The 24789-nt window shown below is 47.2% G+C and carries 21 protein-coding genes; 2 read left to right on the forward strand and 19 right to left on the reverse strand.

Going from position 1 to position 24789, the window contains the following annotated elements:
• Nucleotides 1–126 precede the first annotated feature (126 nt).
• Entirely contained in the window at nt 127–1014 is an 888-nt protein-coding gene (gene bla, locus HUG15_RS12540) for a class A beta-lactamase (RefSeq protein ID WP_200128972.1), read from the forward strand.
• Nucleotides 1015–1175: 161 nt separating this feature from the next.
• Here bla and HUG15_RS12545 read toward each other — a convergent pair whose 3' ends face one another.
• The 6 genes from HUG15_RS12545 to HUG15_RS12570 all read right to left on the reverse strand — a co-directional run bounded on the left by HUG15_RS12545 (nt 1176) and on the right by HUG15_RS12570 (nt 7192).
• Nucleotides 1176–1628 carry a VOC family protein gene (locus HUG15_RS12545; RefSeq protein ID WP_200123428.1) on the reverse strand — a complete coding sequence of 151 codons (453 nt, stop codon included), beginning with the start codon at nt 1626–1628 and terminating at the stop codon, nt 1176–1178.
• A gap of 280 nt (nt 1629–1908) precedes the next feature.
• Nucleotides 1909–3264, reverse strand: coding sequence for a type I glutamate--ammonia ligase (gene glnA / locus HUG15_RS12550; RefSeq protein ID WP_200123429.1), 1356 nt, complete (start codon nt 3262–3264; stop codon nt 1909–1911).
• 12 nt (nt 3265–3276) lie between these two features.
• Nucleotides 3277–3666: a MerR family transcriptional regulator gene (locus HUG15_RS12555; protein WP_425504005.1), complete on the reverse strand. Its 390-nt coding sequence runs from the start codon at nt 3664–3666 to the stop codon at nt 3277–3279.
• 102 nt (nt 3667–3768) lie between these two features.
• Complete coding sequence (locus tag HUG15_RS12560) at nt 3769–5019, reverse strand: methionine gamma-lyase family protein (protein ID WP_200123430.1); 1251 nt, start codon at nt 5017–5019, stop codon at nt 3769–3771.
• Nucleotides 5019–6278 carry a GTPase HflX gene (gene hflX, locus HUG15_RS12565; protein WP_246516652.1) on the reverse strand — a complete coding sequence of 420 codons (1260 nt, stop codon included), beginning with the start codon at nt 6276–6278 and terminating at the stop codon, nt 5019–5021. Before hflX ends, HUG15_RS12560 begins: the two co-directional genes overlap by 1 nt.
• Before the next feature lie 26 nt (nt 6279–6304).
• Nucleotides 6305–7192, reverse strand: coding sequence for an AAA family ATPase (locus tag HUG15_RS12570; RefSeq protein WP_200123432.1), 888 nt, complete (start codon nt 7190–7192; stop codon nt 6305–6307).
• A 139-nt stretch (nt 7193–7331) separates the two neighbouring features.
• On the opposite strand from HUG15_RS12570, the gene HUG15_RS12575 reads away from it, so the two are divergent.
• Nucleotides 7332–8312: a tyrosine-type recombinase/integrase gene (locus HUG15_RS12575; protein ID WP_211202221.1), complete on the forward strand. Its 981-nt coding sequence runs from the start codon at nt 7332–7334 to the stop codon at nt 8310–8312.
• A 34-nt stretch (nt 8313–8346) separates the two neighbouring features.
• Here the strand turns inward: HUG15_RS12575 and hfq are convergent, their stop codons facing one another.
• The 13 genes from hfq to rny form a co-directional block, all read right to left on the reverse strand.
• Nucleotides 8347–8577 (reverse strand): RNA chaperone Hfq, encoded by a 231-nt coding sequence (hfq, locus tag HUG15_RS12580; RefSeq protein ID WP_200123434.1) that lies wholly within the window; start codon nt 8575–8577, stop codon nt 8347–8349.
• Between the two features lie 30 nt (nt 8578–8607).
• A complete protein-coding gene (gene miaA, locus HUG15_RS12585; RefSeq protein ID WP_200123435.1) occupies nt 8608–9555 on the reverse strand; it encodes a tRNA (adenosine(37)-N6)-dimethylallyltransferase MiaA in 948 nt (315 codons plus the stop codon).
• Entirely contained in the window at nt 9552–10370 is an 819-nt protein-coding gene (locus HUG15_RS12590) for a class I SAM-dependent methyltransferase (protein ID WP_200123436.1), read from the reverse strand. Before HUG15_RS12590 ends, miaA begins: the two co-directional genes overlap by 4 nt.
• Nucleotides 10371–10638: 268 nt before the next feature.
• Complete coding sequence (mutL, locus tag HUG15_RS12595; RefSeq protein WP_200123437.1) at nt 10639–12516, reverse strand: DNA mismatch repair endonuclease MutL; 1878 nt, start codon at nt 12514–12516, stop codon at nt 10639–10641.
• A gap of 555 nt (nt 12517–13071) precedes the next feature.
• Nucleotides 13072–15645, reverse strand: coding sequence for a DNA mismatch repair protein MutS (gene mutS / locus HUG15_RS12600; RefSeq protein WP_200123438.1), 2574 nt, complete (start codon nt 15643–15645; stop codon nt 13072–13074).
• A gap of 253 nt (nt 15646–15898) precedes the next feature.
• On the reverse strand, nt 15899–16543 hold the full coding sequence (gene cotE / locus HUG15_RS12605) for an outer spore coat protein CotE (RefSeq protein ID WP_200123439.1): 645 nt from the start codon (nt 16541–16543) through the stop codon (nt 15899–15901).
• A 123-nt stretch (nt 16544–16666) separates the two neighbouring features.
• Nucleotides 16667–17146, reverse strand: coding sequence for a Dps family protein (locus HUG15_RS12610; RefSeq protein WP_200123440.1), 480 nt, complete (start codon nt 17144–17146; stop codon nt 16667–16669).
• Nucleotides 17147–17346: 200 nt separating this feature from the next.
• Nucleotides 17347–17748: a YlbF/YmcA family competence regulator gene (locus HUG15_RS12615; protein ID WP_200123441.1), complete on the reverse strand. Its 402-nt coding sequence runs from the start codon at nt 17746–17748 to the stop codon at nt 17347–17349.
• Nucleotides 17745–19319, reverse strand: coding sequence for a tRNA (N6-isopentenyl adenosine(37)-C2)-methylthiotransferase MiaB (gene miaB / locus HUG15_RS12620; RefSeq protein ID WP_200123442.1), 1575 nt, complete (start codon nt 19317–19319; stop codon nt 17745–17747). Before miaB ends, HUG15_RS12615 begins: the two co-directional genes overlap by 4 nt.
• Before the next feature lie 80 nt (nt 19320–19399).
• Nucleotides 19400–21085, reverse strand: a complete 1686-nt coding sequence (locus HUG15_RS12625) for an ABC-ATPase domain-containing protein (RefSeq protein ID WP_200123443.1) — start codon at nt 21083–21085, stop codon at nt 19400–19402.
• Between the two features lie 340 nt (nt 21086–21425).
• A complete protein-coding gene (locus tag HUG15_RS12630) occupies nt 21426–21686 on the reverse strand; it encodes a stage V sporulation protein S (protein WP_090398902.1) in 261 nt (86 codons plus the stop codon).
• An 82-nt stretch (nt 21687–21768) separates the two neighbouring features.
• Entirely contained in the window at nt 21769–22563 is a 795-nt protein-coding gene (locus tag HUG15_RS12635; protein WP_200123444.1) for a TIGR00282 family metallophosphoesterase, read from the reverse strand.
• 145 nt (nt 22564–22708) lie between these two features.
• A complete protein-coding gene (gene rny / locus HUG15_RS12640) occupies nt 22709–24280 on the reverse strand; it encodes a ribonuclease Y (protein WP_200123445.1) in 1572 nt (523 codons plus the stop codon).
• Between the last annotated feature and the right edge of the window lie 509 nt (nt 24281–24789).

Below are 24789 nucleotides of genomic sequence, written 5' to 3' on the forward strand. Positions count from 1 at the left end.
CTACTTCTAATTTTACACGATAATGCCACGACAAAAAAGAGGTGAATGATGGATGGTGAAGTAATTCTTTCTCCTTTTTCCACTAAAAATATAGGCGAACAAATCAAAATCGTGAGGTTGATAAATATGGTAAGGATTACGAAGATAGCGGGCTCTTTTCTTTTTACTTTTGTCATGCTTATGGGTTGTACAAACCAAGAGGAATTAGAAGCAAATGATCATGAATCTACAGAAGACACGAACGATGTGTTTCGTCAACTTGAGGAAGAATACGATGCAAATCTCGGTATTTACGCTCTAGATACCGGCACAAATCAAAGCATATCCTATCGAGAAGACGAACGTTTCGCCTATGCTTCCACACATAAAGCGCTCACTGCAGGTATAATGTTGCAGCAAAACGATATCGATGAGCTTGACCAAACGATTCGTATCACAAATGACGATCTTGTGAATTATAATCCGATCACCGAGGATCACGTCGGTGAACAAATGACATTGGAGGAACTTGGCGAAGCTTCAATGCATTATAGTGATAACACTGCTGGTAACCTGATCCTTGAACAGATCGGGGGCCCTGAAGGTTTTAAAGAAGCGCTTCGTGATATGGGAGATGATGTGACCAACCCGGAAAGATCGGAACCAGAATTAAATGAATTTCTACCCGGTGAGACACAAGATACGAGTACCCCTGAGGCGCTGGCATCCAGCCTACAAAGTTTCACAATCGGAGACGCCTTGCCACAAGAGAAACAGGAATTGTTAACAGATTGGCTGAAACAAAATCAAACCGGAGATACTTTGATTCGAGCAGGTATACCGGATAATTGGGAAATTGGCGATCGAACGGGGGCAGCTTCCTTCGGGACCCGAAATGCTATCGCAATCATTTGGCCACCAAATGAAGAGCCTATTTTTCTCTCTGTTCTTTCTAACAAAGACCAGGAGGATGCCGATTATAACGATGAGCTCATTGCAAGGGCCACCGAAGAAGTCATAAACCTTCTTGAATAACAAGGTGTAAAATAAACGGTAAAAAGCCTAACTTCTCGATTACAACATTGAGAAGTAGGCTTCTATTCTGCCATATCCAGTTAGACACCCAATCATTTAAAAATTTGGTTCCTTATATATCAAGTAAACAAAAATCTAGTCTTAGAGCTTTATACCATAGTTTAATCATACAAATTCTTCTCCTTGCTGCCAGCATAGCTGAACATCCACTGTACTCCGTATTTATCCATACATTGGCCGAATTTCTCCGCCCAGGTCGTTTCAGCAATCGGCATTTTCACCTCACCGCCTTCGGAAAGGGCATTGAAGAGTTTGTCAGTCTCTTCTGCCGACTCAGGTTCAATCTCAATCATAAACATATTACCGGCGGTGACGCCGTGGCCAAAAACCCCCTTCCCATCGTCTCCCATGAGCGTCGTGTTTGCCCCAATTGGCAGGGCGATGTTAGCAATCTTTTCACCGTCTTCTTTAGAAAGCTGGTCAAGCCCCGGCATTTCATCTTTCATTTCATTAAACCGCACAAGCTGCGGCTCGCCACCAAAGATCGATTGATAAAATGTAAACGCTTCTTCGCAGTTGCCGTCAAAATTTAAGTAGGGATTTACTTGTTTCATGATATTCCTCCTTTGAGTTTTATTTTACTCTACCATACACCTTTCGAACAGATTTCTTCTGGATTGCTGTTTTTTCAGCTTCAAACCTTTTACACTGCTCAATTTAAATGAGCTTGTTTAGAAAACCGTTCACATGTCACGCAGCCGTTTCTTCATCCGTATTTGCATTTCCCTAATGATTCTATTGCTTTCGTGGCGGATACATAGCTGGAAGGTAAACTAACAATCCCAAGCGCCACGAAAAAAAGCCCCGATGCTTACACACCAAGGCTTTCGACGCTTAATAACTTTGCATATACTGCTCCCGCTCCCACGGGTGGACTTGCGTGCGGAACATATCCCATTCGATTTCTTTTGCTTCGACGAAGTGTTCCACCGCGTGTTCACCGAGTGCATCAAGCAAGGTTTTATCCCTCTTGAGCTCATCGATTGCTTCCTTTAAGCTCGGCGGCAAGGCTTGGATATTGTCTTCCTCCCGTTCTTCCTCGCTCATCACATAAATATTGCGGTTGGTTTCTTCAGGTGCCTGCAATTCGCGTTTTACGCCGTCAAGGCCGGCGGCGAGCATCGAAGCTATCGCGAGGTATGGATTTGCGGCAGGATCCGGACTACGCACTTCTATTCTTGTGCTCGCTTTTCGCGAGTTCGGGATACGTACGAGCGGGCTCCGGTTCCTATGGGACCAGGCAATATAGACCGGTGCCTCGAAACCGGGAACGAGACGTTTATATGAATTGACGATCGGGTTCGTAAGTGCCGTAAAAGCTTTCGAATGTTCCAAAATGCCGGCGAGGAACTGCATGGCTGTTTTGCTTAACTGCGTCTCGGTGTTTTCATCGTAAAATGCATTGGTTTTCCCTTTAAAAAGCGACATGTTGCAGTGCATGCCCGACCCATTCACGCCGAATAAAGGTTTCGGCATAAACGTCGCGTGCAAGCCATGCTGACGGGCGATCGTTTTGACGACGAGCTTAAACGTTTGGATATTGTCACAAGTCGTGACGGCATCAGCATATTTAAAGTCAATTTCGTGTTGGCCGGGAGCGACCTCGTGGTGCGAGGCTTCAATTTCAAAACCCATCCCTTCCAATTCAAGGACAATGTCCCGACGGCAATTTTCCCCCAAGTCGGTAGGCGCAAGGTCAAAATAACCGCCTTTGTCATTCAATTCCAATGTCGGGTCGCCTTTTTCATCGTTTTTGAACAAGAAAAATTCCGGTTCGGGACCAATGTTAAAATCGGTGTAGCCGAGGCTTCTCGCTTCTTCGAGTACATTTTTAAGCACTCTGCGCGGATCTCCATCGAAGGGTTTCGGCTCGTCTCCATGCTTTTCAGGTGGTTCATATATGTCACAAATCAGCCGGGCTACTTTCCCTTTTTCCGGTGTCCACGGGAAGATCACCCATGTGTCCAAATCCGGATATAAGTACATGTCCGACTCTTCAATGCGCACGAACCCTTCAATGGAAGAACCGTCGAACATCATTTGATTGTCGAGTGCTTTCTCCAATTGATCGGTAGGGATTTCCACATTTTTTACGGTTCCTTGCAAGTCGGTAAATTGCAGTCGAATAAACTTCACATTTTCTTCTTCTACCATGCCGGTAATGTCTTCACGCGTATACGACGTTGGCATTTTGATTCCCCCTCAATGGAAAAAATGAGCAATTTGTCCCTGGATCATCGACGCTTTATGCGCGTGGGCATTATTAAGCGCCTCCCACCTGAGTTGTTCATGCAATCGCTTCGTTTCGATTCTCTCTCGTTCCGCTAGTGTTTTCTTTTCTTCTTGTTCCGCGCGATCCCGGAACACCTCTTTAATGCCTGCCATGTTAATGCCACGCTCCATTAGCTGCTTGATGTCAAGCAAACGGTCCACATCCGCAAACGAAAACAATCGTTGATTGCCTTCGGTCCTTGTCGGAGTTACAAATCCGTGGCTTTCATAGTAGCGGATTTGGCGAGGCGTCAAATCTGTTAAGTCTTTGACGATGCGAATCGAGAACAAAGGCATATGCAAACGGTCGCTTTGTCCCACGGTCTCGCCCCCTTTCCTTCACATCCGTTAACGACTATGGCTTTATTTTAAGCGCGTTCGATTATGATGTCAAGTTTATTTACATTTATATGTTATTTTTCCTTACATCATTGCATCCAGAGCATGAATAACGGCGATTTTCACGTGTGCAAAAGACAATCCTCCTTGCACATACGCCGTATACGGCGGTTTTACGGGTCCGTCCGCGCTCAGTTCAATGCTGGCCCCTTGAATAAATGTGCCAGCCGCCATGATGACATCCCCTTCATAGCCGGGCAATGGACCGGGAATCGGAGACACATAGGCATTGACCGGGGAGTATTTTTGAATGTGTTGGCAGAATGAAATCATCTGTTCCTCGTTTTGAAACGACACCGATTGGATTAAATCCGTCCGTTCGGTAAAAGGAGCAGGGGTCGTTTCAAAACCCGCTTTTTTCAGCAACGCGGCCGTAAAATGGGCGCCTTTCAGCGCTTCTCCCACGATCATGGGCGCGAGAAAAAAACCTTGAAACGCTTCCCCGAGAAACGAACCGGTTGCCCCCGCTTCCAAGCCAATGCCCGGAGCGCTCAGTCTGGACGCCGCCTGTTCAACGAATGATGCTTTACCGGCAATGTAACCGCCGGTTTTCGCCAATCCTCCTCCCGGATTTTTAATTAACGAACCGGCGAGTAAATCGGCGCCGACGTGTCCCGGTTCTTTTTTTTCGACGAACTCGCCGTAGCAATTATCGATAAACACGTGTACGTGCGGCCAACGCGTTTTGATATAGTGAATCTGCCGTTCCAGTTGTTGAATGGGAATCGACGGGCGTTCATCGTACCCCTTTGACCTTTGGATGACCACCCATTTCGTATTTTCATGGATCGCCTCCGGCAGTCGATAGAGATCGACATCCCCGGACAGCGTTAACGGCAACACGCGCGTTTGTATGTCATATTCACGAAAATTCCCCGGGCTGTTGCCGACGAGTCCGAGCACTTCTTTCATCGTCTCATAAGGGTCTCCGCTCGCGTAGACGATTTCATCCCCGGGGCGCAAATTGCCGAACAGAGCGGAGGCAATGGCATGTGTGCCGGAGACAAATTGAGGGCGCACGATGGCGCTTTCGGTCCCGAAAGCATGCGCATAAACGCGGCCGAGTGCTTCCCTTCCCGCATCATCGTATCCGTATCCGTCCGACCCTTGCAAATGATCATCGGAAATATTCTCTTTGCGATAAGCGCTCAACGTTTTTGCCTGATTGGCTTCAACAATATCTTCGATTTTCTTTTGAAGCGGCATCCATTCTTCCTCGATCTCTGCTAACCAGCGAGAGATTGTCGAGGCGTTTTTTAGGTCTGTTGTATCCATTAGCTATGATCTTCCTTTTTATCGGTTTGGGTTTGTTTTTCGGCTGCAATTTGTGGATGATGATCAAATGCATAGCCTTGCAGCTTGTACATCTCACTTTCTTCGTCAAATGTTTCAACGCGCACAATCGTTGAATGTCGAATTGCATAAAGACGACGGCCATCGCCGGCCGGGATAGAAATAGAGTAAAAGGACATTTGCTTGATTAATTCTTCTTCCATGATGGTTTGCAGTTCGTCGATATTTTGATCTTCCCGAGCGCTTACATATAATCTCGGGCGTGCCGCGTTTACAACGGGGACCCCTTCCTCATCAAGGTTTTCAGCTTTGTTCATCACCGTGATGACCGGGATGTCCCCTGCGCCGAGCTCATCCAATAACTCCATAACCGTTTGCTTTTCCGCCTCCGCTTCGGGACTGGTGGCATCAATGACATGAATGAGCACATCAGCTTCCGACACTTCTTCTAACGTCGCCCGGAATGCCGCAATCAACGTCGTCGGCAACCCGCGGATAAATCCAACGGTGTCACTGATTTTTACCGATAAGCCCGAGGGCAAACGCAAAGCCCGTGTTAACGGATCCAACGTTGCAAATAACAAGTCCTCGGCCAAAGCGTCTTCGTTTGTTAGCGCGTTCAAGAGAGTGGTTTTGCCGGCGTTTGTATACCCGACGAGTGTAAATTGCGGGTCGTTTTGCCTTTCTTTTTGCTGTCGGAGCGTGGAACGGTGTTTTCGTATCCGTCGCAGTTCCTTTTTTAATTCATCCATTCTTTTTTGAATATGGCGGCGGTCCGTTTCCAATTTTGTTTCACCCGGACCACGTGTGCCGATGCCGCCCCCAAGACGCGAGAGCGCATGTCCTTGCCCGCGTAATCTCGGCAATAAATACGTCAATTGCGCCAACTCGACTTGAATGCGCCCTTCCTTTGTGCGTGCGCGATCCGCAAAAATATCTAAAATCAATTGGGTGCGGTCAATGACACGGGCACTCGTCCTTGCAGCCAGCGACTGCCCTTGCCGCGGAGACAACTCCCCGTTTATGACGACAACATCGGCTTCCCACGCTTCCACGAGCGCCTCAATTTCATCGGCCTTCCCTTTTCCCACATACGTGGATACGTCGGGGGCGGGTCGATTTTGCACCGTCGTTGCCATGACCGTACCCCCTGCGGTGGTGACGAGGCTTTTCAACTCTTCAAGCGAGGCGTATGCTTCTGCCTCGCTTTCCTTTTCGCTAATAACAGCTGTCGCAATCACTCTTTCCAAAAGCCAAACCCTCCAAGTCATTTAAAATCGGCGCTGATTAACGTCCGCAACGCATCTTTATCATGTTCCTTTTTTTCCCGCATTGTTCTAACCGCGTGCTGGCGAACGGCCTGCTCGATTTGATTTCGCACGTAACGGCCATTGCTAAATGCACTTGCCCCATTCTCCGAGCGGCGCAAATGCATTTTTTTCTGTAGCTTTTCTTTCGCTTCCGATGTCCAGATATAATCCCGGTCCACGAGCATATCTTCCGCGATTTTCATTAATTGCTCCGTTGTGAAATCAGGAAAATCAAGCTGTACGGGGAAGCGGGACGGGAGTCCGGGATTCATGGCAAGGAAGCGTTCCATTTCCCTTGAATAGCCGGCTAAGATGAGCACAAACGGAGGCGACTGATCCTCCATTGCTTTGACGAGCGTATCGATGGCTTCTCTGCCAAAGTCTTTCTCTCCACCTCTGGCAAGGGCATAAGCTTCATCAATAAACAAAATGCCGCCTTCGGCTTTTTGCACGATCTCCCGTGTTTTTTGTGCCGTTTGCCCGATGTATTCTCCAACGAGATCCGCCCGTTCCGCTTCAATAAAATGCCCTTTCTCTAAAAAACCCAATTCCCGAAACATATCGCCAAGTAAACGTGCTGCCGTCGTCTTTCCTGTTCCCGGATTTCCTTTGAAAATCATATGCATCGATTGCTGTTCCGTTTTTAATTGATGTTTTTCCCGACAGCGGTTAATATGAATCCAGGCGTAGATTTCACGAATAAATGTTTTTAATTCATTGACACCAACGAGTGTGTGCAACTGTTGCTCCGCTTTTTGCAAGACATAGTGATCGGGGTCAGGTTGATCACGTTCCCGGTCTTGAATGAGTACCCGTATACGCGATTTCGATTTTTGCGCATGCATATAACCCCTCCGCTTCTCTGGTCAAAACAGATTTACCAGGGCATCTGCCCATAGTTTACGCAAGAAGGAATCAATGTGTGCATTTTGGAGGTGGGAGGTGGGAGAGAGGTTGGAAATTGAGAGCACTAAGGAGGTTGCTATGCGTCCCCAAAATGAACAGTTGCCGACAGAAGCCCGTCGTTTTCTTGATTTTTTGGTTTCCAGAGGCAGGAAACCGTCCACCATCCGCAGATACATGTACGACATCGCGGATTTTTACCGTTTCGCCGCCCTGCACGCAGAAGAAAAAAACGTAAGTCTCCAGCATTTGGAACCCGCGCTGATTGAAGATTATTTTATGTTTCTCATTGATACTCGCCAATACAATTATAAAACGGCGAAACGAATCGCAACCGTTTTGCGGCGCTATTTCCAATATCTATCCCAATCCTACGGATTTGCGGAGAATATTATGGAAGATGTTTCACTTCCCGAGGCAGAGGATGAAACGATCAGCGACAATGACCTATTCAGCCAAAAAGAACTTTCCCGCTTGTTTAGAAGCATCGAGTCCGATCTTGGCTTAAGCGATGAACAGATACAGGCTCGACCTCTTTTGGCTCCTCGCAATAAAGCGATGATCCAACTCCTTCTCCATTATGGTTTGCGACTACAGGAATTGCACGGATTAAGCTTAGATGACGTGAATTTCGGCACGGGAACAATGGCTGTTTCCCCAGATGACGGCGAAGTGTTGCCGAGGCATATTCAACTTTCCAAGCAAGATCGCCGGGATTTAAATCATTATTTAAAAGGGATCCCGAAACCTGTCCGCCCATACCCGGGGCAAAACCATCCTTTGTTTGTCGCGTTTGATTTTCAAAAACAGACCTACCGCTGGTCTTATGAACGTGATGAGCCAAAACGTTTAACAATCGTGGCCATGCAAAAAATGATTCGCGAAGAAGCAAAACGGGCAGGCGTCGCATCCGGAAAAAGCGCCCGGAATTTTCGTCACACCTTTATTGTGTCTGCTTTAAAACACGGCCATACGCTTGAATACATTCAAGATATCCTCGGCCTCCATTCCACGCTCGTATTGGCACGTTATCAAGCGTACGTGGACGGGCTGGCGGAATGAGGAAGCTCCGCCTATATGCTAGACGGAGTCTTTTTTAATCGTTTTTTTCCAATTGCAACTCCACGTTTTGTTTGGGGGCAAATGTCGAGATGGCATGTTTGTAAACGAGTTGCTGTTTCCCGTCCGTATCAATGACGACCGTAAAATTGTCAAATGCTTTTAAATAACCCCGCAGTTGAAATCCATTGGTAAGAAAAATCGTAATCGGAATATTGTCTTTGCGCAACGTATTCAAAAATTGATCTTGGATGTTAATGTTTTTCATTATGCTTCCCCCTCAACTTTTGCTTTTCAGTTAACCTTTCGACATGTGTGTCAATTTTCCTGCAAGGTGCACCTTAATTTTTTCCATAACATTTTGTTTTGCCTCTTCGCCCATCTCAAACCATATCACTTGTTCCTTGTTTCGAAACCAGGTGAGTTGTCTTTTCGCGAACCTTCGTGAATTTTTTTTCAGTTGCCGGATGGCCTCGGACCATGAATAATCTCCGTCAAGATAAGCGACGAGCTCTTTGTAACCGATCCCTTTCATCGACTGTGTGTAACGGATACCGGCATCATATAACGCACGCACTTCCGAAAGCAGGCCTTCGGCAATCATTTGATCTACTCGGGTTTCGATTCGCTCATAAAGCGAAGCACGATCCATCGTTAATCCGATCATGATGACTTGATGGGACTTGGCGTTCGGATTTTCGCTTTGAACGGGGGCCGGAGGATGTTTGCCGCCGTATATAAGTTCGAGGGCGCGAATCACTTTGCGCACATTGCGGGGGTGGATTCGTTTCGCCGCATCCGGATCAAGACCTCGCAATTCATCATGGAGGCGGTCCACCCCTTCTTCTTCTGTGGCCCGCGCTTCCAATCGGGCGCGAAGTGACTCATCCCTCGCGGTCCCGCTAAATGACCAGTCAGCGGTTAGGCCTTTGATATACATTCCCGTTCCGCCGACGATGATCGGTTGGTGTCCGCGAGCTATGATATTCTCTACTTCTCGTTGGGCATCCTGACGAAAACGGGCGGCTGAATATGTATCCGTCGGGTCGAGAATATCAATGAGATGGTGGGGTATGCCTTCTTTTTCGTCTTCACTCACTTTTGCGGTTCCAATATCCAAGCCCCGATAAACTTGGAAGGCGTCTCCGTTAATGATCTCTCCCGAGAAATCTTTCGCGATTTCAATACCAACCGTCGTTTTTCCCACCGCCGTCGGCCCGACGATCGCAATTATCGGTTTTTTCACCTTTTTTGCCCACCTCCCATGTGCATCGTTCCGTACGAAACCGTTCGGTGCTTTCTCACATTGTCAAACTGAAAACGTTCAAATAGAAGGCTGTCTCGCTCTGCCTTTAGTACAACGGCACGTTTGGCCACTTTTTTGGCCTCTTCAAGAACAGCTTCATGAAGGGTTCCTGCATCGGCAAAGGCACGCAGCGGTTCGATATGTGCAGAATGCGAATGGGTATGCGTAAACATAGGATCAAAATAGACGACATCAAAGCTATTTGCCGGCATGGATCGTAAGTAGGCATGATGATCATTCTGAACAACCGATATCCTCCGCATTGCCTCATTCAATGCCTCGACATCTTCTTGGTAGCAGTGCAAACCTCTTGCCATCACTTCGGCTATATAGGGACTTTTTTCGACAGCGGTGACGCATCCGGCGGTGGTGACCGCATAACTCGCGACAATGCTGTCCGCGCCAAAACCTAGCGTCATATCGAGAAAAGCGTCTCCCGATCGCAATCCCGCAACCGAAATGAGCGAATCAACTTCGCCGGCCATTAAACGTTGCACACGTATTTTGGCCATGCTCGGGTGAAAAAATAATGGCTGGTTGCCATTGCCCTCATATAGCCTGTCCCGCCCATCTTTCCCGACCATGTATACGGTTTCCGCTTTTTGCAAAAAAGCAGTCATCGTTTTTCGGAAACGCGTTTCATACGGGCATCGAAAACGTTTGGCCAATTGCCATGCGCGCGTTTGCATTTCCGGCGTTGGATAGCGACTCGTCGTGACAATCACTTTAAGGGGCTCCATGTCTATAGTGTACATGTATTCTCCTCGGCACTCAACATAAATAGGCGCAGTCATTGCTGACTACGCCTACTCATGGACTAATTTTTATCGGATGTTGCCAATTTGAACATAACAAAGGTCATGATGACAGCTGCGGCGACGGCGATAAATGAAATACCGATGATTGCGACGAGGTCCATTCCTGACAATTGATTTCTCTCCTTTTTCTCCCTTTTAATGCCATTGTACCAAAGTGTGCAATGAACAACGGTGACGACTGTGACGATGTGTTGACTTTTCTTTATTACATAACTCGCTTGAACATCTTTTCAAGTTCATATCGCGTAATGTGGATATAAATCGGGCGCCCGTGCGGACAAGTGAACGGGTCTTTGCAAGCCCGCATGTCTTCCAGCAACGCGAACATTTCATCAGAACGCAAATGACGATTGGCTTTAATGGCTGCTTTACATGAAGTTAAAGCAACCGCTTCTTCACGCAACTCGGGAATATCCGGTTGTTTTAAGGAGAGCAATTGAGCGATCAGTTCCCGGATCGTCTCTTCTTCCACTCCTTTCGGGATCCAAGTGGGATGAGCGCGGACGCGGTACGTATGCACACCAAAAGGTTCCAACTGAATCCCCATTTCCTCAAACGCGGATGTTAGCTCTTCAATGCGGGCTGCTTCCTGTGGTGTAAACGTCATCGTAAAAGGAACGAGCAACGATTGGCTCATCTGTTCGGGATCGCCGAGTCTTTTCCGAAAATATTCGTAGTTGATCCGTTCTTGGGCGGCATGTTGATCAATCAAATACAGCCCTTGATCGTTTTGCGCCAAAATATACGTGCCATGCAACTGGCCGATGGGATACATGACCGGGATCCGTTGTGAATCCGGCGATTCCGTATTCGTGTTAGGCTCTTCGTGAACGGGATCCTTATCTTCATAAATAGGTTGTGCATCTTCGTCTTTTTCCTGTATCTCGGGTTTTTCAACGGGTCGACGATTTTCTTCTTTAAGGTACGAGACGTGGACGCTCTCATCTTTATTTTGTTCATCATCCTTCTCTCTTACGCTGGAGGTTGTTGGGGCATCTTTTTCTCGCTCGCTGGCAAAAGTGAGTGGAAGCTCCCTCACTTCTTCCCGAGGTTTATCAACGCGTTGGAGCTCACGCTCTGTTTGTTCCGGGATAAGCGTTTCTTGCTGCAAACGTTCCCGGATCATTTCACTTACTTCCAAGAGCAAGGTTTCTTCTTTACTAATACGCACGTCCCATTTGGATGGATGCACATTGACGTCCACCAAAGCAGGATTCATCGTTATCGCGATGACAGCGATTGGATAGCGATGGATGGGGAGTAACGTGTGGTATGCTTTTTCAATCGCTTTTAATAAGGGAAAATGTTTAATATACCGCCCGTTAATAAAAACACTCATATAGTGGCGGCTCGCGCGGTTCATTTCCGGTTTTGCCATAAAGCCGGAAATCTCAAAATCCTGGGAGGTTTTGGACGCCGTCAACATATTTTGTGCCACTTGCTTTCCATAAATAGCATACATTACCGAACGTCGGTCCCCATTGCCGTTTGTAAACAACACTTGCCGATCGTTGTGAATCAAGCGAAAAGAAACATCCGGACGCGCCATTGCCACCCGATTCACGACATCGGTCGCGTTCCCAAGTTCCGTATTAACGGTTTTCATATACTTCAGGCGAGCCGGGGTATTGAAAAACAGTTCTTCAACGAGGACAGAGGTGCCTTGGCGTGCCTTGCTTTTTGTGCGGGCAATCAACCTTCCTCCTTGGTAACGGAGGTGGATGCCGGTTGCTTGATTCTGGGCCGTCTCCAACGTCAACTTGGAGACGGAAGCGATGCTCGGAAGGGCCTCCCCGCGAAAGCCAAGCGTTTGAATGTGGTGAAGGTCGTCTTCATTTTTAATTTTACTCGTCGCGTGTCGCAAAAACGCAAGCTCTGCCTCTTCAGGAGCAATGCCTGTGCCGTTATCAAGCACGTGGATACGGGAAAGGCCACCGTCCTGCAATTCAATATCGATACGAGTGCTACCTGCATCCAGTGCATTCTCAAGCAGCTCCTTGACGACAGAGGCCGGCCGTTCAACGACTTCTCCGGCAGCGATTTTATTGGAAAGTGTCTCTTCCAGCGTAACGATGGCACTCATTGTTTCCCCTCCCGTTAAGTGATGGCGTGAAAATTTTTCGATGGTGACCAGATCGGAGCGATTTTTCTGGTTTCGGGCTTCATGAGAGCTTCATGGCGACCCTATGCGCTTGGTTCATCCAGATTAGGGTTCCATGACTGCTTCATGGTGACGCTAGGCGTTCGATTCATCCAGATTCGGGCTCCATGATTGCTTCATGGTGACGCTAGGCGTGCGGTTCATCCAGATTCGGGCTCCATGATTGCTTCATGGTGACGCTAGGCGTTCGATTCATCCAGATTCGGGCTCCATGATTGCTTCATGGCGACCCTATGCGCTTGGTTCATCCAGATTAGGGTTCCATGACTGCTTCATGGTGACGCTAGGCGTGCGGTTCATCGATTTTCGGGCTTTATGACCGCCCCGCGGGGACCCAATTGTTCCTCTCATAGCTGCTCGATCCCCGTTCGAGGGATTACTTCGCTTCTTTTGTTCCTCTCAGAGCTGTTCAACCGCCGTCTGAGGGATTACTTTGCTCTTCTTGTTCCTCTCAGAACTGCTCGTTCTCCGGTCACCTCATGTTTTTGAACGCAATTGTTTTTGCCAGTTGCCGATGGCTTGCATCGCTTCCAACGGCGTGATGTTCAATATATCCATGTCTCGTATTTGCTTGGCCACTTCGGCATCTTCGGGCGTTTCTTTTTTAACGGAACGGGTCGTTTTTTTCTCTTCTTCGTACGTAAACAACGGTAGCTGTTCATCATGGGCTATCCCATTTTCTTGCGGAACGTTCTCATATTCATCCAACAATGCACGCGCGCGTTCGATCACTGTATCGGGGAGGTGGGCCAATTGGGCAACGTGAATGCCGTAACTTTTATCAGCGCGCCCTTCCTCCACTTTGTGCAAAAAGATCACTTCTCCCGCTTCTTCCTCTGCCCGCACGTGAACGTTCCATAACGTTTCCAGTTCTTCTTCCAAAACGGTCAGTTCATGGTAATGAGTGGAAAATAACGTTTTTGCCCCAATATGCCCGTGAATATATTCCACGATGGAACGGGCAAGCGCCATGCCGTCATACGTAGATGTGCCCCTCCCAATTTCATCAAGGAGGAGGAGACTGTTTGCCGTCGCTTCTTTCAAAGCATGTTCGGTTTCAAGCATCTCCACCATGAATGTGCTTTGGCCACTGACGAGGTCATCGGCAGCACCGATGCGCGTAAATATTTTATCAAACAATGGCAACGTTGCTTCGTCCGCAGGCACAAAACAGCCGATTTGCGCCATAACAGAAATGATCGCGATCTGCCGCATATACGTACTTTTTCCCGCCATGTTCGGACCGGTAATCAGTAACTGTTCCCGCTTGTCATCCATATGGACGTCATTCGCGACGTACGCGCCTCTTTCTAACGTTGTTTCAACGACAGGGTGACGACTGTTTACGAGCGACATCGTGCGCTGTTCGGAAAAGCGAGGGCGCGTGAAACGCCTTTCTTCGCTGACCTGGGCAAAACTTTGCAAACAATCGACATAAGCAATCATTTGCGCAAGTTGTTGCAGGCGGGGAATGTACGCGTTCGTTTCCTCCCGAACGCTTTTAAAAAGGTCAAATTCCAGCTGTTCCATTTTTTCTTCCGCTTCCAAAATTCGATTTTCCATTTCTTTTAAATCGGGCGTGATGAAACGTTCCGCGTTTGTCAGCGTCTGTTTTCGTTCAAAGTGATCGGGGGCGTGCGGCAACTGTGCTTTGGAGATTTCGATATAGTAACCGAAAACACGGTTGTAGCCCACTTTTAAATTTTTAATGCCCGTCGCTTCCCGCTCTTGGTGCTCAAGATTGGAGAGCCACGTCTTCCCGTTTTCACTGGCTTCCCGGTATTCATCAAGTTCTTCGTGGAAGCCGCGCCGAATCATCCCTCCTTCACGGATCGCGATCGGCGGGTCATCCACAAGCGCGGCTTCCAGGCGTTCGCGCAATGCTTCGCACACATCCACATCTTCAGTCAGACGAACACCTTCATCCCCGAGCGCAGGCAACGTATCCACAATTTCCGGAACTTGTTGCAACGACGTTCGCAATTGCACGAGCTCGCGGGCGTTGACATTGCCATACGCGACACGGCCCGCCAAACGTTCCAAGTCGTAAACATTCTTCAGTTGATCCTGCAATTGCGCGCGAGTGAGCATATCATCCACAAGTTGATGGACAAGGGTCTGCCTTCGTTCCACTTCCCTTTTATTCGCTAACGGACGCTCCAAAAAACGGTGGAGCATTCTGCTGCCCATCGCCGTCTTTGTATCGTCGAGCAAATGATACAAAGAGCCTTTCTTTTTTCGCTCTCTTAATGAAGCGGTGAGCTCCAAGTTTCGCCGGGTATGTACATCCATTTGTAAAAATTCCCGCGGCTCAATCGTTGCCAAGGGTTGCAAATGGGCAAGGGAACGTTTTTGTGTTCGGGCCAGATAATGGAGCATCCGTCCGAAAGCGGCGCGAACAGATGGATCCGAGCCATCGTATAAATGCAGATAGGCATCGGGCATGTCCTCGTTTTCTTCATAAGAAATCGTAAAGGCGGCCGTTTTTAGCCATTTTTCCCAATCAGACGGAAGTTCCTCGCGCGGAAAAATCACTTCCCTTAGCCCATCCGCGAGCAGTGCCTTTTCAATATCGGTCACTTCGGAACCGATGATGCCGCCGTCGGTTTCCCCTGTCGTTAAGTCCGTGCGAACATACGCCAACCTATCATGATCCATGCCGGACAAAGCCGCAATGTAATGATTGGCATCTGCCGTTACGGCCCGTTCTTCCATGATCGTTCCCGGCGTAACGACACGGATCACTTCCCGCTTCACAACCCCTTTGGCCGTTTGCGGGTCTTCCACTTGTTCACATATCGCAATTTTATACCCTTTATCGATTAAACGAGCGATATAATTTTCGGCGGAATGATACGGCACCCCGCACATGGGGGCCGCGTCATCGCCTTTTCCCCTGCGTGTCAGGGTTATCTCCAGCTCCCTGGCCGCCAATTCGGCATCGTCGAAAAACAGTTCATAGAAGTCTCCCAACCGAAAAAATAAAAACGCATCCGGATACTGATTTTTTATGTCATGGTATTGCTGCATCATCGGTGTAATTTTCGACACGACTATTCCTCCACTATAAAATGAATCTACTAATTTAAATTATAGCATAGGGAATGCAAGTGCTCGAAGGAAAAAGAAATTCCATGAAACGAGCCGGCACATATCCCTCGGAATTCGTCATATGAAACGTTCCGTTTTTTAGCTGATCATGCCGTTATAGAACGTATGCCAACACTACTGAACCCTTCATGAAGACTGGGCGGCGAACTAAAAAACGAGTGATGGGTTCAAAAACCCTTCACTCGTTCTTTAATTAGTCTTTTTTTTCGCCATGCGCCTCTTCTTTTTTATCTTCCTCCTTCGTTTCCTTATAACGCCCGTGCAATTCAAAATCGCTCGGCCGTCTTCCAAGGAAATCGGGCTGAATGTCATCTTTCAATTCCTGATCGGACACTTGATCCGCCCATTTGACGTCCTTATAATAGTCGTCTTCTTTTTCCGGATGAACGAGAATAGAGATTTTCGTCTCCCCGACGAGCTCTGCCGCAAACTCCCGTTCCACTTCCACATTGACTTCTTTATCTTTCTTGGAAATGGATGCTTCGATGGTATTCGGCTGCTTTGTCGCTCGGGCAATGACATCAAAATCGTCTGTCATCACTTCATCAGAGCGCATTTTTAACGGCACATGTTCCTTGTAAGATACTTTTTCGCTCGCCACGTCCGTTTTTGTGTTATTTTCATAAGAGTACCATACATTAATATCATAATCGCCGGTAATCTCTACACTGTCCCCCTTTCGTTTGGCATCGTACTTGTGGTTAATCACCCAACAACCGAGAATGCTTGATGGGCGATGGGCTGGCTTAATCGTATGTGTCGTCTTTGAGAATTTTTTTCCTTTTCCGCAAACCGCCTTTGTGATGATTTCCCGATAATGTTCTTTTTTATGATCCAAGTGACGGTCCCTCCCTTAAGATTCAGCTTCCGGCGTTTACATGCCTCTTCTTCATATGTATGAACGTATCTGTTGTTCATGACAATAAAAAAACCTGCCACTCGGGGCAGGTTGAAAAAGACATTAGTCTTTTCCCAAATAGGAACGAAGCATCCAGCCGTCTTTTTGGTAATCGCGCGCGATGTCTTGCACCGCGTCAGCGAGGGATAACGCATTTTGGTCTTCAAGGTTTTCCACTGTTTCTAACAGTTGATTGCTTACAAATTGCAAATCAGCGACTAAGGTTTCCACCATTTCCTGTTCTTCTTCGTTGCCGGAAGCTTCTTCAATGGTCGCGTTGGCGAGGTAATCTTTCATCGTTGCGAGCGGTTTAACTTGAATCGCCAGCATTTGCTCGGCATAGTCATCGATGTAGTCCTTCGTTTTGTTATACAGCTCTTCAAATTTTTCATGGAGAGAGAAGAAATGCGAACCCTTTACAAACCAATGATAATTGTGCAGTTTCACGTAAAGCACTTGCATATTCGCGAGTTCCCGATTCAAATCTTGTTCCAACACTCGTCCGGCTTGCCCTTTAATTTCAGTTGCTTGTCGTTTTGCCATCTTTATTGCCTCCTCAGTACATTTCATTTTTTGGTTGTTTTGATTACAATATCTATTATATTATAATCATTATAAAAAAACAACCATTATCATAAATGCCTTTCTACTTATTCCATTCCCGTTTGACACAAAAAGTATGCCACGAATTTAAAATATCCATCAAAAAACTGCCATGCGTTTGATTACACATGGCAGCTTTGTTATTTATTTTGCTTTAAAGGCGACTCATCATCTGAGCGATGATTGATTTCGTTGGTGACTTCATTTGAAATCGTCGTGGACACGGTTTGCAACATTTCGTTTACGTCATTTTGGCTTTGCTTGAACTCTTTAACAATCGGTATTTCATCCACTTCGGCGTGTAGCGCGTTGATCTCCGCTTCCTTTTGGCGGACCCCTTCAGTTTTTCCGTAATGTTTCAAGTTCACGAGCTCTTTTTGCTTATCCTTTATGTCACTAATCAGCTTTTGGATTTTTTCGTTTTGGTTAATCGTCTTCTCGGCTCTTCTAAAAAAGTCAACTTCTTCGGTGTCGACCATCATGTTGGCCAGTTCCTTGGCTTTCGCCAAGATGTCATCCTTTGTATATAACTTTTCCGTCATACGTTTTGCACCTCACTATATGATACCATTTCTCCGTTTAACGACCACGTTTTCACATCGGTAATTTTTACGTCTACAAGTTTTCCGATGGACGTTTTAGGTGCACGAACGTTGACGAGTTTATTCGTACGCGTGCGCCCGGCAAGGATCTCGGGATCTTTTTTGCTTTCCCCTTCAAGAAGCACTTCGACGGTTTGGTCTTGCAGCGCTTCATTGCTTTTTGCCGACAATTCGTTGACGACAGCATTCAACCTTTGCAACCGTTCGCGTTTCACTTCATGAGGGACATTGTCGTTCATGCGGGCTGCAGGCGTGCCATCACGCGGCGAATAAATATATGTGAACGCACTGTCATAACCCATTTCTTTCACTAAGGAAAGGGTGTCTTGAAATTGTTCTTCCGTTTCATTCGGAAAACCGACAATGATGTCGGTCGTAAACGTGGCATGCGGCATGGCAGCTTTGATTTTGCGTGCCAGTTCCACGTATTCCTCTCGCGTGTATTTGCGCCCCATTAACTTCAATACATCACTGTTTCCATGTTGAACAGGCAAATGAATATGCTCAAGAAGGTTATCGCCTTTTGCCAACACTTCGATAAGGTGGTCATCAAAATCACGGGGATGGCTCGTTGTAAAACGAACACGAGGGATATCGATTTTTCGTATTTCATCCATTAAGTCGCCAAGTCCGACATCGTCGTCCAAATCTTTTCCGTACGCGTTCACATTTTGACCGAGCAACGTAATTTCTTTATAGCCATGTCTGGCGAGTTCGCGTACTTCTTGGATAATATCTTCAGGGCGCCGGCTTCGTTCTTTTCCACGGGTATAAGGAACGATGCAATACGTGCAAAATTTGTCACACCCATACATGATGTTCACCCATGCCTGAATATTGCCTTGGCGGCGTCTGGGCATGTTTTCCACGACGTCGCCTTCTTTGGACCAAACTTCCACGACCATTTCCTTACCCTGGATCGCATCTTTTAGCAAATGAGGCAAGCGATGAATGTTATGTGTGCCGAAAACGAGGTCCACATGTTGATGTTTTTGTAAAATGCGATTGACGACGCTTTCTTCTTGAGACATGCAGCCGCATAGGCCGAGAACGACTTCCGGTCGCTCTTTTTTAAGGTTTTTTAAATTGCCGACCTCGCCGAACACTTTATTCTCCGCATTTTCACGGATGGCACATGTATTTAACAAGATGATGTCGGCATCATCGGTCGTATCCGTCGGTGTGAACCCTAGTTCCTCGAGGATTCCGGACATATTTTCCGTATCGTGTACGTTCATTTGGCATCCATACGTGCGAATATAGTATTTTTTTCCGTTACCAATGCTTTGCATATCCTCGGGAATTTTAAAATCATAATAAAATTCCACGTCTTTGCGGCGACGCCGTTGTCCTTTTCGATAGTTTGGCTGTTCGTTTATCTTAATATGCCGGCCGCCGATCTTCATGATTTCCTGGCCGTCTTCATTAACGTCAATGGTTGCATTAGAGAAATCAAAGTACTTGCTGTAGTCTTTCGTTTTATTGGCCGGACGGTGTTGTTCCTCGTTCATACGCGAGGGGAGCCCCCTTTCCTCTATCCTATCCTTTTCAAATTATAAAGCTTCCGGTACCGGAAAACAACCATCTCTATTTAACGATCGCGCGCGATCGACAATGTGCGCAAACGATTAATGGCAGCCGCGATTTCAAAACGGCGCGGCCGTGCCAAATCGCCTGGATGTTTGCCTTTGAACGGGGACAATTCATCCAGTCCGGAGGCGGTGTCTCGTTCATAAATATCCAGCATTTCCCCGAGGGTGTGATTTCCATTGGCGTATTGTTTCGCCAAGTAGTGAAGCGCGCGGGCGATTGCTCTCGTTTGGCTGGGATCGATGCATTGCTCGACTGCGGAAAGGTCGATGGTTTCCCGTCCGTAAAGGATCGTATGTTTCCCTCGGGCATCAACCTTTTCTTTTTTCCCGCGTTGGGCATCAAAACTTTTTGCCAAGGGATAGCGCGTACTTTTAACCGTGAATGGTGCCGCTTCGTGGGTAATCCGCTGACTGCGGGCTTTTTCAGCAATTTCCTTCGCTTTGCCTGTAACGTCATACGGTCGGTACGCATCCATCATCGTCACCGTATCGGCAACATCAAAGTAATCGCCTGTGCCTCCGACAACGATAATGGTAGAGACGCCTTCTTCCTCATATAAGTCCCTCACCCGGTCGATAAACGGGGTGATCGGTTCTTTTTCTGGGGAAACGAGTTGTTGCATGCGATAATCGCGAATCATGAAATTCGTCGCGCTCGTATCCTCATCGATGAGCAAAAGACGGCTTCCGGCTTCAAGCGATTCGATAATGTTCGTCGCTTGCGAGGTGCTGCCGCTCGCGTTGTCCGTTTGAAAACGGTCCGTGCTTTTTTGATTCGGAAGATCGTCGATAAAAGGCGATATATTTACATTCGTGACCCCGCGCCCGTCTTCGGCACGTATTTTACAAGCGCTTGTATCCGTGACGATAAAGGCGCGTCCATCTCCATCGATATGATTGTAAATGCCGCGTTCCAATGCCTCAAGTAATGTGCTTTTCCCGTGGTAACCGCCACCGACAATGACATGAACACCTTTCGGGATAAGCATACCCCGTATATCCCCGCTATGGGGCAACGAAACGGTAGCCGCCCTCGTCTCCGGGCTCTCAAAAGGGATCGCGCGGCCGGGATCAAGGGGACGATTTTCGACGCCGCTTGCCCGCGGAAGAATCGAACCATCTGCAACAAACGCGAGGGCGTCACGTTCTTTTACATAGGCACGCAAGGCGTCTTGGTCATCGCTGAGCGCCACATGATTCTTGAGCCCTTCCATATCAATATTGAATAGGGCTTGTTCAATGATACTCGGTAGTTGTTCAGTTAACAGTTTCGCCGCCTGGACGCCCATAATCGTTCTGCCGCGTGCAGGCAAATGGATGGACAAACGAATCTCCACTTTTTCTTTATCGCAAACGACGGCTGTCCGCTCTAGGATTTCTTGTCCGGGGCGATCGATAAAAAGGCTTTTTTCCGCCTTTTGTTTGCGTATTGCTTTTCCGACCGAACGAGCAACATAATCTGTAAACGCAACGTTGCGATGCCCGCTTTCATACAACGCTTCATTCATATGTAATTGTCGATGGGGGATCTCTACCCTTGCCCGGGAAGGGCTGGCATAAGGATCTGCTTGGATGTGATCCAAATGGAGGCGAAACGAGGGAAACGTAAACGTCCCGCGAATATCGTTATAAGCTTTGTATCCTTTCCGATCGATGCGTTCTAGCGTTTGCTGTAATTGTTTCAACTCTCATTCACTCCAACTTTTAGAAAACTTGACTTCTCGCCATAAAATGGCGAAAGCCTTCATTGCACTAGTGCTGAACGGCTGAAATAAATGATCATCTGTAGTTGTGGCGCCAAATAATCGAGATAAGACTGATATTAGTCCTCACCGGGCGTGAGTGCGGACAAAAAGATAGATAAAGCGTAAAATAATGTTCTCGCCATACAAGTAGCGGCACCGAAAATTCATTTGATATCGCTCATGCTTTTGTGATCGGATAATTCAACCACCCTGCACTAGTGATACTTTGATATCTGCTTTGAAAAACTCAGCGCATGAGGCACGCTGAGTTTTTCATTCATCACCTGGGTTCGATAATGAGTTTAATGGCTGTTCGCTCTTCACCATCAATCTCAATGTCCGTAAACGCCGGGATACAAACCAGGTCAATTCCACTGGGTGCTACAAATCCTCTCGCGATGGCAATTGCCTTGACAGATTGATTTAAAGCGCCTGCTCCAATAGCTTGAATTTCCGCAGCTCCTCTTTCGCGGATCACGCCCGCTAGGGCACCGGCGACAGAATTAGGGGTGGATTTCGCTGATACTTTTAATACTTCCATGATTAGCCCTCCTATAGTTGTGGAATGTCACCTTTTATCCCTTACTATATTCTTTGGATCGTTCTCTATGCCTTCGTTGCATCTATTCGTCGAATGGGTGATCATCATTGATCAGGATTCTTTCAATTTTTCGGGCTTTGCCTGTTTTTTCATCGAATTCCATAAATACAGCGTTGAGTTGACTCCTCCCTTTCGCAACTTCAAATTTTGCCGGCAACGCCGTTTGGAATTTTTTCAAAATCACATCCTTATCAACGCCGATAATGCCATCGTATGGCCCGGTCATGCCGACATCGCTTAAAAAAGCAGTGCCACCCGGCAGTATTCTTTCATCGGCTGTTTGCACGTGAGTATGAGTCCCAATGACGGCACTGGCACGCCCATCCAAAAACCAGCCGATAGCTTGTTTTTCGCTGGTCGTCTCGGCATGAAAATCAACAAATACGAACGGCGTCCGTTTTTTGGCATCCTCCACCGCTTTGTCCAACGCTTGAAAAGGGCAATCAATCGCTTCCAAAAACACGCGTCCCATCGCATTAATGACGACGAGTTCCAATCCGTTCACATTGATCGAGGTTTGCCCCCTTCCCGGGGCGCCCGGCGGATAATTTAACGGACGGATCAGATTTGTTTCTTCGTTAATGAACGTAAAAATTTCGCTTCTTGCCCACGTATGGTTGCCAAGCGTAACAACTTGAGCGCCAAACCCCAAAATACTTTTGTAAATTTTCTCTGTAATCCCTTTCCCGCTCGCGGCGTTTTCGCCATTGACAATCGTTACTTGAGGTTTATATTTCTTCTTAAGCTTCGGCAATTGTGCCTCCAGCATATTTCGCCCGGGCCGGCCGACAACATCTCCGACAAATAATAGTCGCATGCGCTTTAGACCTACTTTCCAGTTTGAAAAGACATTTCTATCCTCACTTATACCCACTTTATATGCCTTGTTAAACGTATGGCTTTCATGATCATGAATATATTTTTCATTCCGTCAAATAATAAAGCAGCACAAATGTGCTGCTTTATTTTGCATAATTTACTGCCCTCGTTTCACGAATAACGGTGATTCGTATATGCCCGGGGTAGTCAAGTTCATTTTCCACTCGCTTCGTAATGTCCCGTGCCAGCCGATGGGCCAACACGTCGTCGACCAAGTCTGGTTTTACCATAATGCGGACTTCGCGACCCGCTTGTATGGCATACGTCTTTTCAACACCATCAAATGATTCTGCAATCTCCTCGAGTTTTTCCAAACGGCGAATGTACGTTTCAAGCGTTTCCCGTCTTGCACCCGGCCTTGCCGCAGACAGGGCATCTGCAGCAGCGACGAGTGTAGCAATGACTGAAGTTGCTTCGACATCCCCGTGATGAGAGGCAACGCTGTTCACAACGACCTCGTTTTCATTGTATTTTTTCGTTAATTCGACACCTATTTCAACATGACTGCCGTCGACCTCATGGTCAATCGCTTTTCCGATATCATGAAGCAATCCTGCCCGACGGGCAAGCTGCACATCTTCTCCAAGTTCCGCCGCCATTAAACCTGTTAAATACGCGACTTCCGTTGAATGATTCAAGACATTTTGCCCGTAGCTCGTTCTAAATCGCAGACGGCCCAAAATTTTGAGAAGATCAGGATGTAAATGATGAATCCCCATTTCAAACGTCGTTTCTTCCCCATATTCACGTATCCGTTCATCGACCTCACGCCGGGATTTATCCACGGTTTCTTCAATGCGGGCGGGGTGAATCCGTCCATCTTGAACGAGCCGCTCCAACGCCGTGCGCGCGATTTCTCTTCGAATCGGATCGAAGCCGGATAGGATGACCGCCTCGGGTGTATCGTCTATGATTAAATCAATTCCGGTTAACGTCTCCAACGCGCGAATATTTCTCCCTTCACGCCCGATGATTCGGCCTTTCATTTCATCATTCGGCAAATGGACAACGGATACCGTCGTTTCCGCCACATGATCAGCCGCGCATCTTTGCAGTGCCACAGAAAGAATATCTTTGGCTTTCTTATTTGCTTCTTCCTTGACTTTATCCGTATTTTCCTTAATCATCACTGCTTTTTCATGATCGAGTTCCCGTTCGGTTTCAGCCCGGACAATCTGTCGGGCGTCTTCTCTCGTCAGCCCCGAGATCCGTTCCAGTTCTTCCTGTTGTTCGGAAATTAATTGTTCCACTTTGCTATTCATCGTTTCTGTCTCTTCTTGTTTCTCAGCGAGCGTTTGCTCCCGGAGTTCTAGAGATTCTTCCTTGTTGTCAAGCGTTTCACTTTTACGGTCAAGCGCCTCTTCTTTTTGCTGAAGGCGGCTTTCCTGATTCTGAATTTCGGTTCTCCGTTCGCGAATATCGTCTTCGGCTTCGGAACGCAAGCGGTACGCCTCATCTTTGGCTTCCAACAGTGATTCTTTCTTGCTGTTATCCGCATCGCGTTCCGCTTCTTCGATCATCTTATTTGCCGCATATTCTGCACTCGTAATCTTTGCTTCGGCAATTTTTTTACGGATGACATAACCAATAAACCCGCTTAAAACAGCAACGACAATAAGCAAAATGGAGATGATCAAGATGAGTGTTCCGTTCATCTCGCCTACACCTCCTTTGCTATTCAATTGTACGTGTACATTTACACCGAAAACGTTGCGGGCTTTGCCTAACGAAAAACGGAGAATGCAGGCAGGCGGGTGCCTGCGATCATTCGTTGGTGTTGATCCATTTCGTTCTGTTGTTTGAATAAAGGTGTTTCCCTCTATCGTTTTCATCCCTTTGGAATGGATGAAACGATGGACACGGCGATAAACCGGTTCAGAGCATGTTTCCTACCCTTTTTTGCCATCATATTCTCGTACTGTGTTCAATTGTTTCAAACGAACGGTTAAAACATGATGCGTTACAACCAGAGAAAAGCCTTTTGTAAACGGCGAATCAATTTATGCGATCCCGCCGTTCCCCAACATTCATATTTAATTGTATACTTGCCATTGTTCATATGTCAACCGTGTCAATCCCATCCATTCGAGCGTGAGAAAACTTAGCTTTTCGCCAAGCTTTTACGGTTTTACGGCGAAAAGCCTTAGTTGCACTTATGTAGGTA

This window comes from Salicibibacter cibarius, from assembly GCF_016495725.1.
Classification (GTDB): Bacteria; Bacillota; Bacilli; order Bacillales; family Marinococcaceae; genus Salicibibacter; species Salicibibacter cibarius.

Coding starts and splice junctions, on each gene's coding strand:
- bla (WP_200128972.1), top strand. CDS start 127: ATGGTAAGGATTACGAAGATAGCGGGCTCTTTTCTTTTTACTTTTGTC.
- HUG15_RS12545 (WP_200123428.1), bottom strand. CDS start 1,628: ATGAAACAAGTAAATCCCTACTTAAATTTTGACGGCAACTGCGAAGAA.
- glnA (WP_200123429.1), bottom strand. CDS start 3,264: ATGCCAACGTCGTATACGCGTGAAGACATTACCGGCATGGTAGAAGAA.
- HUG15_RS12560 (WP_200123430.1), bottom strand. CDS start 5,019: ATGGATACAACAGACCTAAAAAACGCCTCGACAATCTCTCGCTGGTTA.
- HUG15_RS12570 (WP_200123432.1), bottom strand. CDS start 7,192: ATGCATGCGCAAAAATCGAAATCGCGTATACGGGTACTCATTCAAGAC.
- HUG15_RS12575 (WP_211202221.1), top strand. CDS start 7,332: ATGCGTCCCCAAAATGAACAGTTGCCGACAGAAGCCCGTCGTTTTCTT.
- hfq (WP_200123434.1), bottom strand. CDS start 8,577: ATGAAAAACATTAACATCCAAGATCAATTTTTGAATACGTTGCGCAAA.
- HUG15_RS12590 (WP_200123436.1), bottom strand. CDS start 10,370: ATGTACACTATAGACATGGAGCCCCTTAAAGTGATTGTCACGACGAGT.
- mutL (WP_200123437.1), bottom strand. CDS start 12,516: ATGAGTGCCATCGTTACGCTGGAAGAGACACTTTCCAATAAAATCGCT.
- HUG15_RS12610 (WP_200123440.1), bottom strand. CDS start 17,146: ATGGCAAAACGACAAGCAACTGAAATTAAAGGGCAAGCCGGACGAGTG.
- HUG15_RS12615 (WP_200123441.1), bottom strand. CDS start 17,748: ATGACGGAAAAGTTATATACAAAGGATGACATCTTGGCGAAAGCCAAG.
- miaB (WP_200123442.1), bottom strand. CDS start 19,319: ATGAACGAGGAACAACACCGTCCGGCCAATAAAACGAAAGACTACAGC.
- HUG15_RS12630 (WP_090398902.1), bottom strand. CDS start 21,686: ATGGAAGTATTAAAAGTATCAGCGAAATCCACCCCTAATTCTGTCGCC.
- HUG15_RS12635 (WP_200123444.1), bottom strand. CDS start 22,563: ATGCGACTATTATTTGTCGGAGATGTTGTCGGCCGGCCCGGGCGAAAT.
- rny (WP_200123445.1), bottom strand. CDS start 24,280: ATGAACGGAACACTCATCTTGATCATCTCCATTTTGCTTATTGTCGTT.